Here is a 15,849-nt window from a genome sequence, read left to right on the forward strand (position 1 = left end):
CGCCGACACCCCGACATGTCGCCGTGTCGGCGATCAGAACCCGCCGTGCAGCCGCAGCGCGAGGATGTTTGCGGGTCCGCGGTCGCGATTATAGCCGGGGTTCGCGACATGCTGGTAATCGAAGGACAGGTCGATGCCGGGCCGGGGCTGCCAGTCATAATAGGCCTCGACGATCTGCTCGTCGCCGGGATGGGCGAGGCCGCGATCGCCCACCAGCACGCCGATGCCGCCCGCGGCAAGGTAGCGCTGATGCGTCGCCCCGATCGCGTTGACCACGCCCGCCAGCCCGATCCGGTCGTGCGGCCTTCCCCACCCCTTGCCGTCGAGCGACAGACCGAACGCGAGCGAGCGGTCGATATCGGTGAAGTCATAGGGTTCAATCGCGGGATCGGCGGTGCCCGCGCGCACGAACAGGCCCAGATGGTCACCCAGTTGCTGTTCGAGATTGACCGACATCCCCGCGCGCGTCGTCGTGCGCCGCACCTGCGCCGTGTCGGGCGCGCGCCCCGCCCCCGCCAGCGCCAGGGCATCGTCGAACCGGCCGAACCGGCCGCGGTTGCGGAACAGCGTGACGCGCACCGCACCGGGGTGCCCGGCGATCCGGTGGCGGTGTTCGATCTCACCGACGAGCTGGTTCTGCCCGAAATCGCGTTCGAGCGTCTCGCCATTGGGCACGCGGCTGAGGTTGAAGGCGCCCACACGCAGCGTCCATGCGCCCGTCACCCATTCGGCGGCGATGCCCGTGCTATAGCCCCAGGCGTCGGCGGCATAATCGAAACTGCCGGTGTCGACGAGCGACCAGTTGAGGAAGTCGCCGCGCGGATCGTGCGCATAGCGATTGGTGTCGAACACGTCGCCCACGCCGAACTTGCCGATCGTCAGCACGACCCGGTCGGCGGTGACGCTGCCCGCGAGCTGGTTGGGCGCTGCCGCCACGGCCTCGGCCGGGCCCCCGAGCGCGATCGTCTGGCGCAGGAACAGCCGCTGGAGCCGCAGATAGGGGTGCGCCTTGCCCACCTTGTACGCCTCGGCGCTGGGAAAGCCGGCGACGCCCAGCGTGTCGGACAGCCCGAACCCCTGATCGACTTCGGGGTTCACCCACAATTCGGCGCCCGCCCAGGGACTGACCCCGGCATAGAGCGTGGCGTCGATCGTCTCGCGAAACTGGCGGGGCGTCAGGCTGTTGGGGCCGGTGCTGTCCGAATGGAAGCCGCCGACGCCCTGGGCCACCAGCGTCGCCTGACCATGCACCGCCCAGCGTTGGCCGTCGGGCGCCGGATCGTCCTGCGCCGCCGCGGGCAGCGGCGCGAGCGCCAGCCCGAGTGCGAGCCATCGCCCGCGCGCCGCATGGCGCTCGCGACGGAGAGGAAGCGGCAGGCGAAACAGGGAGAGACGCATCGGGACACCATGGCAACGGGGCGCCGCCCCCTACCCCAACCCGGACGCCGGGGGAAGCCGGCGCCGTGCGGGCGATCTGCCCGGTCGCGCAACGATCCGCGCGCCGGGGTCTGGCGGATGCACGCCCCCGTTCCTAGCTGAGGACGGCAATTCCCCCCAATGACCCGCAAAGGCCAATCGCAATGAAGATCCTGATGGTTCTCACCTCGCACGACCAGCTCGGCGATACCGGTCACAAGACCGGCTTCTGGCTCGAGGAGTTCGCCGCCCCCTATTACCGCTTCAAGGACGCCGGGGCCGAAGTGACGCTTGCGTCGCCTGCAGGCGGTCAGCCGCCGCTCGACCCCAAGAGCGACCTGCCCGACTTCCAGACCGAGGCGACGCGCCGGTTCAAGGACGATCCCGCCGCACAGGCCGCGCTCGCCGCAACGGTGCCGTTGGCGACGATCGATGCGGGCGATTTCGACGCCGTCTTCTATCCCGGCGGGCACGGGCCGCTGTGGGACCTGGCCGAGCTCGACAGCTCGATCGCGCTGATCGAGGCCTTCGAGCGCGCGGGCAAGCCGATCGGCTTTGTCTGCCATGCGCCGGGCGTGCTGCGCCACGTCAAGGCGGCCGACGGCACCCCGCTGGTGCAGGGGCGCCGCGTGACGGGCTTCACCAATGGCGAAGAGGCGGCCGTGGGGCTGACCGACATCGTGCCCTTCCTGGTCGAGGACGAGTTCCGCCGGCTGGGCGCCAATTATGAGAAGGCGGGCGACTGGGCGCCGTTCGCGATCACCGATGGTCGCCTGGTGACCGGACAGAACCCCGCCAGTTCCGAGGCGGCCGCCGACGCGCTGCTGGCGCTGCTGCGCTGACCGCAGCGCCCTTCCCCGCCGGCCGGAGGCGCACGGCCCGCCGGCGGGGCAAGGCTCAGAACAGGCGCGTGAGCAGGTAGAACAGCGCGCCGACCGCCGCCGATGCGGGGATGGTGATGATCCAGGCGACGATGACGTTGCTCGCCACCCCCCAGCGCACCGCCGAGGCGCGCCGCGCCGTGCCCGCCCCGACCACAGCGCCGGTGATGGTGTGCGTCGTCGACACCGGAATGCCCAGCCAGGAAGCGCCGAACAGCACGATCGATCCCGCCGCCGACGCGCTGAAACCCTGATGCTGCGACAGCTTGGTGATGCGCGAGCCCATCGTTTCGATGATCTTCCACCCGCCCGACAGCGTCCCCAGCGCGATCGCGATATAGCAGGCGATCGCCACCCAGTGCGGCACCTCGAACTTCCCGTGCAGATAGCCGGTCGAATAGAGCAGCACCGTGATGATCCCCATCGTCTTCTGCGCGTCGTTGAGCCCGTGGCTCAGCGAATAGGCGCCCGAGGAAATCAGGTGGAGAAAGCGGAAGCTGCGCTCCGCCCCGCGCGAATCGGCGCGACGGAACAGCCAGCTCGTCAACAGCATCACCGCCATGGCCAGGATCATGCCGATCGTCGGCGACAGCACGATCGCGATCAGCGTCTTGTTGAGCCCCGCCCATTTGACGCCGCCGAGCCCGGCATGGGCGATGCCCGATCCGATCATCCCGCCGACCAGCGCATGGCTCGACGATGACGGAATCCCCTTCAGCCAGGTGACGATGTTCCAGAACATCGCCCCCACCAGCGCGCCGAACACCACCGCGGGCGTGATGAGGTTGCGCTCGATCAGCCCCTGCCCGATCGTGTCGGCGACCTTGTGCAGGCTGGGAAAGGCGACGGTGAGGAAATAGGCGGCGAAGTTGAACGTCGCCGCAAAGGCGACGGCGTGGACCGGCTTGAGCAGCCGCGTCGCCACCACCGTCGCGATGGAGTTGGCGGCGTCATGCAGGCCGTTGAGGAAGTCGAAGGCCAGCGCGACCAGGATCAACCCGATCAGCAGCGGAAGCGCGAGTTCGTGCATTTTGGTGCGGCCCGATCAGGCGTGGTCGATCACGATGCCGTCGATCTCGTTCGCGACATCCTCGAACGCGTCGACGATCCGTTCGAGATGCTTGTACACCTCGCGCTGGACCGAAAAGAGCAGCGGATCGCTCGCTCCCAGTTCCCTGAAGCCGCGCTTCAGCCCGGCACGGTGAATGTCGTCGGCATGGCTCTCGATCCGCACCAGCCGTTCGGTCAGCTCGTGCAGCCGCTTGCCGTTGCGCCCGACGTCGCGAAGCAGCGGCATCGCTTCGCCCACCAGCCGGGCAGCGTCGACGATGATCGCGACCATGTCCTTCATTTCCTGTTCGAACTGCGTGACTTCGTACAGGTCGATCGCCAGCACCGCCGCCTGCATCTCGTCGATCGCATCGTCGAGCGAGCCGATCAGCGAGGTGATCGCGCCGCGGTCGAACGGGGTCAGGAAGGTCTCGCGTACCGTGCGCAGCATTTCGCGCGTGATCTCGTCGGCATCGTGCTCGCGCTCGATCACCTCGCGGATATGATCGCGGCCGCCGTCCTGCACCAGCCGCGCCAACGCATCGGCGCCGGCCGCGACGGTTGCGGCATGGGCCTCGAAAAGCTCGAAGAAATTGCCCGTCTTCGGCAGCAGCCGCTGGAACCAAGCAAACATGGAAGTGACTTTCGATTTATGGGCAACGGCGGCCAGGATGCCGGTGCGCTGGGTTGCTGCCTTGAATTCGGATTGGCCGAACGACCGGATCAGGTCGCGCAGATCGGGCTCGTCGACCGCGGCGGCGGCATCGGCGAGGCTGAACCACCGCCGCTCGCGCTGCGACTGCTCCTTCCACGCCGCCAGTTCGGTGTTCACCGCCAGCGGAAAGACGTCGACGTCGATCATCAGCGACGCGCCGTTCTTGCGCCGCTTGCGATAGCGGTACGAGCCGAGCGCCGTGGGGCAGACGAGCCCCAGCACCCCCGCCTCCTCCTGCGCCTCCAGCGCGGCCGCACTGTGCGCCGCCATGCCCGCCATGGGGTTTCCCTTGGGAATCACCCAGCGCCCGCTGTCGCGGGAGGTGACGAGCATGATCCGCACGGGCGCATCGACGCCCGGCCCATCGGTGCGGTACGGCAGGGCGGCAATCTGGCGAATGGCGGGGCGCTCCCTGGGGCGGCACGGTGAAGACGGATCGGCCGGTCGGCGCAAGCGCGGCGCCGTCGGGCGCGCCGCTTCCGTCCAGGGCGACGGCAGCCTTGCGCCGCCCCGGACAGCGGCTACTGTCACAAATCCGTTACCAGTCAAGCGTTCGAGGGCCGATTTCCGCCATGTCCGGGTTCCCGCCTGTTCGATCGCCCTGCCGCGCCGCCGCCGCAGCGGTGGCCGCCGCGCTCGGAACGCTTGTGGCGATGCCGGCCTGTGCCCAGCGGGAGGACGAGCAGCTCTGGCTGCAAGTCAATGCCAATGTTCCGCTTTCCGAAACGACCCGGCTGACGGTCGAGCAGATTGCGCGCTTCGGTGATCGCGACGGCGGGCTGTTCCAGACCGAATTCGGCGGGCTGGTCAGCCGTCGCGTCGGCCGGCGGTTCGAGGTCGGCATCGGCTATCGCCGCGTGGGCGCGCATGGCGGCAACCGCGCCGCGGACGAGGATCGCCTGCGCCAGCAGGTCGTCGGCAATTTCGGCCGGCTGACGGTGCGGCTTCGCCTCGACGAACGCTTTCACCCCGACGGCCCCGAGATCGGGTTCCGGCTGCGTCCGCAACTGCGCTACGCCGTGCCGGTCGGAGCGCACGGCGCCGCGCTGTTCGTCAGCCATGAAAGCTTCTACCTGCCCAACGCGACGCGCTGGGGGCAGCGCCAGGGCTATGAACGGATGCGCAACCTGATCGGTGCGACCTTGCCCATCGCGCGCGGCCTGAGCGCCGACATCGGCTATCTCAACCAGTTCCGTCCGGCGCGGCGCGGCGTGCGCGCACAGATGGACCATGCGCTCGCGATGCAACTGACGATCCGCCTCGGCCGCGATTCGGCCGGTCGCTAGGCTTTGCCCGATCCTGCCCCCTCGCCCGGCGTGCCATCGGCTTGCCAGTACGGCTTGAGCCTGGCTTCGAACCGGCGAAGCTCCTCGTCCAGCAGCGCGACCTTGGCGTCGTTCTCCTCGGCGATCGCCTGCCGGATCCGCGCACAAAGCTCGGCGACGGCCTGGCGGGCATAGGCGACGGCATTGGGTTCGCGATCGATCACCTCCGTCGCGCGTCCCGCCAGCGAAGTCAGCAGCGCCAGCGCCTCGGCATCGACCGTTCGCGGTTTCTGGTCGAGCAGGCACAGCGTGCCCAGCGCGAAGCCGTCGCCCGTGACGAGCGGCGCGGCATAATAGGCACGGACGTTCATCTCGATCACGGCCGGGGCAAACTTGAAGCGCGGCTCGCGCCACGCATCGGCGACGCAGAGCGGGGCAAAGCCCGGGATCTGGATGGCCGCGTCGCAAAAACTGTCGGGTCGGGCGAACTCGCGCGGATCGAAGCCATAGGCCGCGGCCAGCCACAGGCGCGTTCGATCGACGATCGAAACGGCGGCGTATGGAAATCCGGTCGCGGCGGCGACGCGCTCGACGATGCGCGAGAGCTCGGCGTCACCTTGCATCCCGAACACGCCGCTGGTCAGGACGCGAACCTGACGCCGGACCTCGGCCGCGCTCTCGACGGTGCTGTCGCAGTTCTGGTGCATCATCCCCAATGCTCGCGATCCCGAACGACGGCGCGGCAAAGCCTTGCCGTACAACGCGGAATATCGGGCGGATGCTGCCGCAATCGGTGCGGGCGCGCAATGCCGAACTTGGCGCGGCGGCAGGGCTGCCCCGGCGCACCGGGATCAGGGCAGACGGTCCGAACGGCGCGCGATGGTCAGTCGCCGATCGGGCTTTCGCCATATTTGCGCAGCACGTCGTTGAAGGCCTCGGCCATCAGCGCCTGGAGGCTGCGCCCCTGGCGGCGGGCGAGCATGTGCATCGCAAGCGACATTTCGGGCGAGAAAAAGCCCGCGATCTGCTTGCGGCCCTCGCGGCTCGCGGGACGGCCGCTTTCGCGCGGCGCTGTTTCCCCGCCGGCGACGGGCGCGGCCGCGATCGGTGCGGGCGGCGCGGTGCGGAGATTGGCGAAGCTGGGTTTGCGGCTCATGCACTTGCCTTTCGCTTGCGGGGTGTCGGCATGCCGATCTGTCGACATGTCCACTTGTAGAGTTCGCGAACCTCGTCGGCCGCCTTGCCGGTCGGCTCGGCCTCCAGCACGGTGCGCCCCACCGCGCTCGCGTGGCGATAGATGGCGCGGTCGGGAAGCAGCACCGGGCACGGCGGCGCACCGAAGCTATCGACCAGTTCGCCCGCCTCCTGATAGACCCGCGGCGCATTGGGCGCGCCGGCGGTGAAGACGACGAAGCCGGGCTTGCGCAGCAACTGGACCAGCTTGGCCGAGGTCTGGATCGCCGAAAGGTCGAACGCGCTGGGGCGGCACGGCATCAGCACCAGGTCGGCGATCTCGACCGCGGCGCGCGCGGCGCTGTCGGCATGCGGGGGCGTGTCGATCACCACGAGTTGCGCGCCCTGTGCCTGTGCCTGCGCAACCTTTGCGGCCAGTCGCGGCGGCGGGCTGTCGATCACCTCGGGCGGCAGTTCGCCGCGCCACGCCGCCCATTGGCTCGCGGTCGCCTGCGGATCGGTGTCGACGATCAACGAAACCGCGCGCGCCTCCTGCGCGGCCGCGGCAAGGTGGATCGCCAGCGTCGTCTTGCCCGCGCCCCCCTTCTGGCTGATGATCGCGATGACCGGCATGTTGCCCCCTTTGTCGGCGTCTCGACGTGTCGACATTCCGACAGATCGACTTGTCGGATCGTCATCCTGTCGAACTGTCTGCCCTGCTCTCCCCCCATGGTCCGGCGAAGTCAAGCGCGGACGCCGTTCGGGGCCGAAGGTGCGGCGCGCCGCGCGCAATTCCGGCATCGGCACCCTGCGACCGGATGGAGACCGGGACGCCCGCTTCGCTGCCGATTCCGGCTTGAAGCGCCCGCCGCAGTCGGGGAGCGCCGCGCTGTGTGTCATCCCCTGCCCCCGCCGCCTCCACGGACATGAAGCGTATTTCCGGCTGTGTGCTGCGGCGGCAGGGGTTTCACGCCGCCCCGGAATGCCGATGGCGCGAAGGCGAGCCTCGGCTGCGGCCCGTCGCGTCGGCGTCCTGGCCTTGCACCGGCGCGGGATGGGGCGCGGTGGGGGATGGGCGGCAACTAATCCACCGAGACGGCGCCGGCCGCAGGCGGAACACCTGCCCCCGCTGACGGACCGGGCACGGTGACGGATGGGCCGGCACGCGCGTCGCGGAAGGCGCTGCGGCAGTCGACGCTTCGGCGTGTGGGCACGGCGACATGTCGACACGTCGGATTGTCGTGTAGGTCGATTTTCGCTCTCGTTCCGCTTGAGGGCGCGCCATCCGCCTGTTGAGGCTGTTTTGCGTTCATCTTGGGGCGTCGAGGCACAGTCGCCTGAAGCGCTGGCCTGCGCATGCTCCGCTTCGCGCCCGCTTCGGCCGACATGTCGACGCGTCGCCCTGACGACAATCCGAAGTGTCGGGTTTGTCGTGTTCCCCCGCCGTCGTCGCCGGTCGGCTGGGTCTCTTCGCCGCCGTTTCGACGTCGGTTCGTGGAAATCATCTGCCTCGCACGGCCTGCGACGGTAGAAGATGCTGTCCCGACGCCGGGGCGCGCCCGTCTTCGCAGATGGCAACGGTGGGAACGGGCGGCCGCAGCATTGCTTCGGCACACCAGCACACGGCTCAAGCCTCGTAACCGCGCTGGGCGGTATGCAGCGGTCATGCGTTGGTGGGGTAACGGTTGGGGCTTCGCGAGCCCTGACAGCGCGCAGCGAAGCGTACAGGCCTGTCCGGCGCGGCGCGGGTGCTTCCCTCCCCTGCCCCGCCGGAGCGTTGTTGGCGACCGGCTTAGCGTCGCGCCGCCCGAAGCGGACGGCTTGCTGTGCGGCGCGAGGGGGCGGTGACGGATCGTCTTGCTCTCCAAAGCATTCAAAAAATGGAAATCTCTTCGCCCGGTTAGATTGGTTTCGATTCAATTTAAGAGGTTAGCCGCGCTGCCACGGCCGATTCGCACCCGAGAAACCCATGAGTCGACGATGCGCGTGCGTTCCCGAAGGATCGAACGAACGTTCTTGAAGTGTCGACCGTGCCGTTCCCGAAGTGTCGGGGATGCGTTCCCGAAGGACCGAAAGCCGTTCCCGGAGTGTCGATGCCCCCGATCCGGCGGCGTTTTGCACGCTGTGATTGAATCATTTCCAACACCCCGCTTCGCTTCGACGTTCAATCGTGCGGCGGCCGACCATGGCCGGCGCGGATGTCGTTCGGCGACCCGACACTTCGGGAACGGTTCGAGCGGTCCGCGACGGCGGTGACGCGGTTTCCGGCTTGGCGTCGGCGGCCCGGACGCCGGGTCGGCGGCGCTGGACCTCCCCTCCCCTGCCGCCCCGGGCGATGCCGACCGGCGCGCGGTGAAGGCGGAGAGTGTGCGGCGCGGGCGCTGTCCGGTCGCGGCGAAGTTTAGGAAGTTTAGGCTCCCGCCAGGTTTCGAGCAGGCCGGGTTGCGACACCGGCGCGGGCCGGTGTCGAACGGCGGGCGCTGGGGCGCTGGGGCGCTGGGCGCGATCGTCGAAGGCAGGTCGGTGCGATGGTTCGGCGGGGCGTGGGTTAGGTCTGGCGGGGCCCCGGCCGGTTCGGGATGGCGAGCGGCCATCCGGGAGGACGGGGACCGGCGCCCGGCGCGCGTGTATCGAGGGGCGCGCGCCTTCGGCAATCGCGGACTGTTCGGCGCTCGCGAGTGACTGGCGCCCGGCACACATGTGGTGATCGGCGCGCGTGCTCGGCAACCGTGGCCGGTTCGGCCGCCACGGATGCCCGGTGCCCGGCGCGCATGTGGCGGGCGGAGACGTGTTTTCGGCAATCGCGGCGGGTTTGGCCTGCGCCGGCGACTGGAGACCAGCGACCGTGCGCGGCGCGGGGATGCGTTCCGGGATGGCGATGGTCGGCGCGGGGGCTGGCGGTGCGTGGTTCTTGTGGCGCGGGCGATCGCCGCACGGGAGGGCGACGCGTGGGACGGGCCTGTGGGCGGTAGGACGCGGGCGGCGGTGGCGCTTCGCCGGAGAGGTGCGGACGGGCGCGGGCCGGAGGATCGGTATGCGCATGAGGTCCGGGACTGGGCGGTTGCGGGACAATGGCGCGTCTGTGCCGGGCCAGGGCCAGGGCGAGGCCGAGGGCGAAGGCGGGCGCAGAAAGGATGCCGATGTGTGGACCATGACCGCTTGAACGCGGCCATGGTTGTCGGAGGCATGACGCTTTGGGCGGATGGAGCGCGCCCGGCGGGCAGAAGGTCGGGCGGGTTTCATGCAAGTCGCGATCGAGGCGGCTTGTCGGGAAGGGGGCGGCGGCGGGGCGATGCCGACGGGCGTGAGGGGCAAGCGGGGACGGTATGCGATGTTCGTCTCCCCCGCCGGCGTGCGGGGCCGGGGGCGAAGATATGCGAGGTTCGCATCCCCCGGAAAGGGAGGCGGGGTCGGGGGGAATGAGGGGCAGGGGTGAAGGCATGCGATGCCCGTCGTCCCCCGCAGGCGGAGCGAGGCCGGGGGGCGTGAGGGGCAGGGGCGAAGGCATGCGAGGTTCGCATCCTCTCGCAGGCGGGGCGAGGTCGGCGGGCGCGAGCGGCGGGGTGAAGGCATGCGATGCTCGTCATCCCCCGCAGGCGGGGCGAGGTCAGAGGGCATGAGAGGCAGGGTGAAGATATGCGAGGTTCGCATCCCCCCGTAGGCGGGGCGAGGCCGGGGCGTGAGGGACAGGGGGGAAGCTATGCGAGGTTCGTCGCTCCCCGCAGGCCGGGCGAGGTTCGCGGGCGCGTGGGGCAGGGGGAGGGTATGCGATGCTTGTCGCTCCTCGCAGGCGAGGCGAGACCGGCGGAGGTGAGGGGCGGGCGGCGTTGCGGTTTGGTCCGGTGAGGCATCGAGCGGGGAGGTCGGAGTGGGGCGCCGCCGCTGGGGCGTGTCCGCATTCCGGGAGGGAGGCGGCGCTGGCGCTGGCGCGGGGGTGGGGGTGGGGGTGGGGTTGGAGGCGCCTGGTTTCGGGTTTGTGGTTCACCCTCTCCGTTCGCCGGCTCCCTTCGGCGGCTCCGTCTGCGGCCCCCGTTCTTCCGCGCCGATCTCCGGCTCCCGTCCTGGGTCGCCGGTTGTCGGCCCCGCCCCGCTCCGCTCCCGCTCCCGGGCCGCTGCGGCCTTGGACGCTAGCGCAGCTTGTGGCGGTTGCGTGCGTCCCAGCGGCGGACAAAGCCGATAAAGGCGTTCTGATAGCTCACCGGCGTGCGTTCGGGATCGGCGTCGATCCAGTCGCGGAACTGGCGATGCAGCTCCTGATAATCCCAGCCCGGACATTCGCTGCGCAGCAGGTCGAGCGTGGCGTCGGTGACCATCCCGGCGGTGCCGCGCGACGACAGGCCGCGCACCGACCGGCGGATCAGCGCGCGCGCGTCGATCGTCGGATTGGCATCGATGTCGCCCGCGACCATGGCTGCCGCCGGGGCCGGGGCAGGGGCAGGGGAATGTGACGGCGATGCCGCGGCTGCGCCCTCCCCTTGCGCGGTGGTGGCCGCCACGGCCGCCGCTTTCGCCGTGCGCGGGCGTGCCGAGGCGCGCTTGCCGGTCGAGGGCGGGGTCGGGTCGGTTGCATCGGCATCGGCATCGGCATCGACCATTCCCGTCCCCGTCAGCGCGACCGGGCGCGGCGCGGGGCGCCCCGCATCGGGCCGCCGCCGCATCCGCAGATTGGGTTCGCGCTTGCCCGCGGGCATTTCGAGCGCGAGCGTATAGCCGGGCAGCTCGTTGCGTTCGGCGATCTTGGCGATCTCGAACTTGAACCGCCGATACTGGCCCTCGGCGCCCGATTTCTCGAACAGCGTCGGCATCGAGATCGCGAACCCCGCCTCGCCCGCGCCGCCGGCATGCTTGCGCGCGACCTTGTAGAGCCAGCGCTCGCGCCCGCCGGTCAGATCGAAATAGGCGCGGTCGATCGACAGCACGCCGCCGGTCATCACCACGCCTTCGTAGAACCAGTTCGACAGCTCGATCGTCATCCCGCGCGAGCGTTCGGTGCGTTCGTCGACAAGCTGGGTCCAACCGTCGAGCCAGCTGAACGTCGCCTCGCGACGGTTTTCGGCGCGGATATTGGTCTTGATCGTCGTCGCGACGAGGCGGTCGAGCGCCTGGCCGAGCAGTTCATAGGCACGCCCCGTCGTCGGCCGCCCGATCGCGCGCAGCAGGTCATAGGGCATCAGGTGGAGCTTGCGCGGCAGGTCGTTGATCCCGCGCCGCGCCATGTCGGCGAGCACGCTGGCGCAATAGATCAGGATGTCGGCATCCCAGATCGTCGCCATGCCGTAATCGGGACTGGCCGAGACATGCACCCACAGCTTGCCGTCGGGCGAGCGATAGTCGATCGGCTTCACCCGCTTCGACTTGGCGAGGCTGAAGAACGGCCGTTCCATCATCTCGCGCTGGTCGCGCAGCGGCAGGTCCGAGAGATAGGGGAGGAACAGGTCGAACTGGTCGGAAACGGTCTCGCGGCGCGCCTCGGTCATGCCTGCCTCTCCGTCGTGCCCGGCGCTGCTGCGCCGGAAGATTGCCCGTGTTTCCCCGGGGAAACAGCCCCGGTCCGATCGTCGCACACCCGATCCTTCGGGAACGCCGCGCGCTGTTTCCCCGGGGAAACAGCGGCGCGGGGCCGGCGGGGCGGCGTGCCCGTGACGGCCGTGAGGGGGGTGTCACCCGCCGATTTGCGTCGGAACGGGCGGGGGGCGGTGGCTGGAGCCCGCGTTCCGGACGCGACTCGATCCTTCGGGAACGCGTGCGCAGCGCGTTTCCCCGGGGAAACGGCAGGGCCGGGGCGGACGCCGTTTCCCCGGGGAAACAGCCGCGGAAAGGCGTCCGTCGCGGTCAACGCTGCAGGCCCCGGCCCTCGCGCTCGAGATGCGCGAGCGCGGCCTTGAGCGCGTCGGCCAGCGCCTCGTCGGTCGCGCCCGAACCGGCATGGAGCCGGATCGTCACGCCCTGACGGTTGACCGACTGGATGCTCAGCGCCTTGCGACCCTGCGCCGTCGTCCACACGAACGGATCGCCCGCGGGTACCGACTGGGCGCGCGGCGCGTCCATCAGCCGCCGGATCACCTCGGCGGCGGGGTAGGGGGACAGTCCGTCGGCATGGCGCTGCGCCTGCTCGCGCGCGATCTGGCGCGCGGCGGCGTGGATCGCGCGTGCCGCCGTCTTGTCGTCGAGCGCCTGGGCGAGCGGATAGGCGGGCTTGAGCTGGACATCGGCGGGCGAGCCGAACGCGTCGATCACCGCGTCGGGAATCGACGCGACCTTGATCATCTTCGACAGCCAGCCCTTCGACAGCTTGAGCCGTTCGGCCATCCGCGTCAGGTGCGCGTCGTAATGCGTGTGAAGCGCCTGGGCATAGTTGCGCGCGCGTTCGAGGTCGGACACGTCCTTGCGCGCGCGGTTCTCGAGATCGGCGAGGCGGAATGCCGCCTCGTCGTCGAGCTGGGCGACCTGGGCCAGGAAGTGCATGTCGGGATAGGCGTGCGCGCGCAGCCACGAGATCGCGAAATGGCGCCGCGTGCCCGCGATCACTTCGAACTCATGGTCGGGATCGCCCTCGACCCGGCGCACCACCGCGGGCACCTTTTGCCCGTTCTCGGCGATGATCGAATCGATCAGTTCGCGGACATTGGCTTCGTTGAGATGCGCATAGACGCGGGCATTGCCGTGCCAGATGCGCACGCGCGCCGGATCGAGCAGCAATTGCGTGACCTGGCGCACCTCGCCGCTGGCGACGCGGGCGAGCGCCGATTCGCGTCCCAGCAACGTCGTCCCGCGCGCGCGCAGCGCCCGGGCGGGGCCGATCGCGCCGCCATGCGCCGCACCGGCGGCGGGTTCGGGCGCGCGCGCCGGGGCAGCAGGCGCCGCCGACGCCGCGGGTTCGGGGGCCGCATCGGCCGCCTCGTCGGACAGCAGATCGGCGAGATAATCCTTCTGCGTGCGGGCCATCAATGCCTCCCGAACCGGAACATATGCAGAACATCAACGTGTAGGACAGCGTTTTTTTCGCGCGCCGCGCCGTTGGGATCAGGCCGCCTCATTGACGACCTCCTCCTCGCTGGCGGGGGGCACGCGGCCCCAGTTGCGGCGGACGAGCTGCTCGACCTGCGCCAGCGCCTCGTCGAGATTGGCCTTGCAGCGCTTGTGCGTGCGCGCGGTGCCGATCGGGCGTTCGAGCTCGTAGATCGTCATCATCCGCATCGCGGCGTGGCTGATCTCGGCCGATTCGAGGATCGGGATGGGAAGCAGCGCCGGGCCGAAGGTCTGCTCCATGATCTGACGCACCATCGCGTGGCTGGGATCGTTGCCGTCGAACTTCGAACAGATCAGCCGGACAAAGTCGTAATCGACCTCGATCCCCGCCTCGGTGAGCTGGTTGAGCACCTGGTCCATCATCGACAGGAACTGCACCGTCGAGCAGAAGTCGGGCGTCGTCGCCGCGAGCGGGACGAGCAGCGCGTTCGCCGCCTGCATCACCGCCAGGCTGATCGTGCCGAGCGCGGGCGGCGGATCGAGGATCACGACGTCATATTGCCGCGCCAGGTCGTTGAGCCCGGCCTTGAGCTTGCGAAAGCGCGTGGCGAGGATTGACCCGCCGTCGGCGCCCGCCGCCGCCAGCTCATATTCGACGTCGAACAGCTCGAGGTTCGACGGGATCAGGTCGACATTGGGCCACGGCGTCTTCTTGACCGCATAGAGCAGGTCGGCCTGGGTCGGATCGATCGACAGATAGGGGTAGAGCGTCTCTTCGCGCGTGATGTTGAAATGCGGGTTGAAGCCGAACAGCGTCGTCGTCGTCGCCTGGCTGTCGCAATCGACGACGAGCACGCGATAGCCCTGCACCGCGAAATAATGGGCGAGGTGCGTCGTCACGGTCGACTTGCCGACGCCGCCCTTGAAATTCTGGACCGCGATGATCGCCGGATTGTCGAGCGGCGCGCGCGCGGGCGAGGCGCCGAGCACCGCGCGCATGTTGAGCAGCTCCTCGATCGTATAGCCGAGCCGGCGGCCGGTGTCCGACGCGGGCGGCGGCGGCAGGCGGCCGTCCTCTTCGGCCATGCGGATGCGATTGGTCGAACAGCCGAGCAGCTGGGCGGCCTCGGCAATGCCGAAGCGGACATTGAGGCCCTTGCGGCTTTCGGGCAGGAACGCCTTGCGCCGCAGCCGCTCGATCATGCGTTCGCCCGCATCGGCAAGCTCGCTGATCCGCTCGATGTCTGAATACATTGGATGCCCCGCGGCGAATGTTGAACGAATGCTGCGGCAATCGTTGCACAATTGCTTCAAAACGGCAAGGGCGACACCAAAGATATGCGAGCGGCCGGGGTGGGGCGTGGTTGAATCTGTTTTCGCCGGTGGACCGCGACCGGCGGCCCGTCGGCGAGCGCCGATTCGGGCGTGCGCGCGGAAGGCATGGCGGACGAGCGCGGCCTTTCAGGGGCGGGCGCGCAAAGGCGACCGGGCAAGAAAGAGCGGGCCGGATGCTTTCGTTTCGCGCAATCGTCCCGTTTTGGTCCTTTCGCAGCCGCAACGGACGCATGTCGCTGGTGACGAGTTCTTGATTTATTTCAAATAATCATCGTCTTGTCTTCCGTTGACGGAAAGGGGAGGGGTGATGCTGGAAAGTCCATCGCGCGAGCGGGTCGATCGGGTCGAATGGCCCGATGAGCCGGGCGTGCTCGCGGCGCCCTTTCCCGCGGGGCAGGGACGGATCGCGCCCGAGGCGCGGATCCGCGTCGCGCCGACGCAGCGGCTGCTGGTGTTCGAGGAGGGGGCGCTTGTCGACATCCTCGCGCCGGGGACGCACCGGCCGGGGCCGGCGGCGATGCCGGGGCTGGCGCGGCTGCGCGGCTGGGACGACCTGCCCCCCGCACCGTTCGAGGCCGATCTGTGCTTCGTGTCGATCGAGGAGCGGATCGGGATGCGCTGGGTGACGCCGCAGCCGCTGCTCGTCGACGACAAGGATCGCGGGCGGGTGCCCGTGGCGGTGGCGGGCAATTACGCGTTTCGCGTCGCGTCGCTGCCGCGCTTTGCCGAGACGTTCCTGCGCGGCCGTCGCGACCTTTCGATCGAGGCGATCGCGCCGGTGCTCGATGCCGCGCTGATGGCGGGGGTCGAGCGGACGCTGGGCGTGCCGGGGCTGGCGCTGGCGGCGCTGACGGTCGATCCGGGCGCGCTTGGCGGCCGGCTGCAGGCGGCGGCCGACGCGATGTTCGAGGCGATGGGGCTGTGCTGTACCGAGCTGGGGGTCGACACGGTCGCGCTTCCCGCAGCAGAGGCGGCGCCCGCGGACTGAACCTCCGCCCGCGGGGGCGCGCGTCGGCACGACAGGCGACGGGGCAGGGGCGGGGCG

Annotated in this window: 12 protein-coding genes; 3 read left to right on the plus strand and 9 right to left on the minus strand. The window is 69.7% G+C overall.

Annotated features, from left to right (window positions below; all coding sequences use genetic code 11):
* Nucleotides 1-33 precede the first annotated feature (33 nt).
* A complete protein-coding gene (locus tag ACT3CF_RS07895; protein ID WP_478421702.1) occupies nt 34-1,398 on the minus strand; it encodes a carbohydrate porin in 1,365 nt (454 codons plus the stop codon).
* 182 nt (nt 1,399-1,580) lie between these two features.
* Here ACT3CF_RS07895 and ACT3CF_RS07900 point away from each other — a divergent pair, with 182 nt between their 5' ends.
* Nucleotides 1,581-2,258 (plus strand): type 1 glutamine amidotransferase domain-containing protein, encoded by a 678-nt coding sequence (locus ACT3CF_RS07900; protein WP_478421703.1) that lies wholly within the window; start codon nt 1,581-1,583, stop codon nt 2,256-2,258.
* A 55-nt stretch (nt 2,259-2,313) separates the two neighbouring features.
* Here ACT3CF_RS07900 and ACT3CF_RS07905 read toward each other — a convergent pair whose 3' ends face one another.
* Entirely contained in the window at nt 2,314-3,327 is a 1,014-nt protein-coding gene (locus ACT3CF_RS07905) for an inorganic phosphate transporter (protein WP_478421704.1), read from the minus strand.
* Nucleotides 3,328-3,342: 15 nt separating this feature from the next.
* A complete protein-coding gene (locus ACT3CF_RS07910) occupies nt 3,343-4,398 on the minus strand; it encodes a DUF47 family protein (protein WP_478421923.1) in 1,056 nt (351 codons plus the stop codon).
* Nucleotides 4,399-4,715: 317 nt separating this feature from the next.
* On the opposite strand from ACT3CF_RS07910, the gene ACT3CF_RS07915 reads away from it, so the two are divergent.
* The gene (locus ACT3CF_RS07915; RefSeq protein ID WP_478421705.1) at nt 4,716-5,348 is read left to right on the plus strand and encodes a DUF2490 domain-containing protein; all 633 of its coding nucleotides are present in this window, start codon (nt 4,716-4,718) and stop codon (nt 5,346-5,348) included.
* Here the strand turns inward: ACT3CF_RS07915 and ACT3CF_RS07920 are convergent.
* The 6 genes from ACT3CF_RS07920 to ACT3CF_RS07945 all read right to left on the minus strand — a co-directional run bounded on the left by ACT3CF_RS07920 (nt 5,345) and on the right by ACT3CF_RS07945 (nt 14,723).
* On the minus strand, nt 5,345-6,037 hold the full coding sequence (locus ACT3CF_RS07920; protein ID WP_478421706.1) for a GAF domain-containing protein: 693 nt from the start codon (nt 6,035-6,037) through the stop codon (nt 5,345-5,347). The two genes, ACT3CF_RS07915 and ACT3CF_RS07920, sit on opposite strands and share 4 nt — an antisense overlap.
* 173 nt (nt 6,038-6,210) lie before the next feature.
* Entirely contained in the window at nt 6,211-6,483 is a 273-nt protein-coding gene (locus tag ACT3CF_RS07925) for a ribbon-helix-helix domain-containing protein (protein ID WP_478421707.1), read from the minus strand.
* On the minus strand, nt 6,480-7,133 hold the full coding sequence (gene parA / locus ACT3CF_RS07930; RefSeq protein WP_478421708.1) for a ParA family partition ATPase: 654 nt from the start codon (nt 7,131-7,133) through the stop codon (nt 6,480-6,482). The genes ACT3CF_RS07925 and parA overlap by 4 nt, the downstream gene beginning before the upstream one ends.
* Before the next feature lie 3,494 nt (nt 7,134-10,627).
* On the minus strand, nt 10,628-11,977 hold the full coding sequence (locus ACT3CF_RS07935; RefSeq protein ID WP_478421709.1) for a replication initiator protein A: 1,350 nt from the start codon (nt 11,975-11,977) through the stop codon (nt 10,628-10,630).
* A 355-nt stretch (nt 11,978-12,332) separates the two neighbouring features.
* Complete coding sequence (locus ACT3CF_RS07940; RefSeq protein ID WP_478421710.1) at nt 12,333-13,445, minus strand: ParB/RepB/Spo0J family partition protein; 1,113 nt, start codon at nt 13,443-13,445, stop codon at nt 12,333-12,335.
* A 78-nt stretch (nt 13,446-13,523) separates the two neighbouring features.
* Nucleotides 13,524-14,723 (minus strand): AAA family ATPase, encoded by a 1,200-nt coding sequence (locus tag ACT3CF_RS07945; RefSeq protein ID WP_478421711.1) that lies wholly within the window; start codon nt 14,721-14,723, stop codon nt 13,524-13,526.
* A 388-nt stretch (nt 14,724-15,111) separates the two neighbouring features.
* On the opposite strand from ACT3CF_RS07945, the gene ACT3CF_RS07950 reads away from it, so the two are divergent.
* A complete protein-coding gene (locus ACT3CF_RS07950) occupies nt 15,112-15,792 on the plus strand; it encodes an SPFH domain-containing protein (protein WP_478421712.1) in 681 nt (226 codons plus the stop codon).
* Nucleotides 15,793-15,849 lie beyond the last annotated feature (57 nt).

It is taken from the genome of Sphingomonas chlorellae, assembly GCF_056485145.1.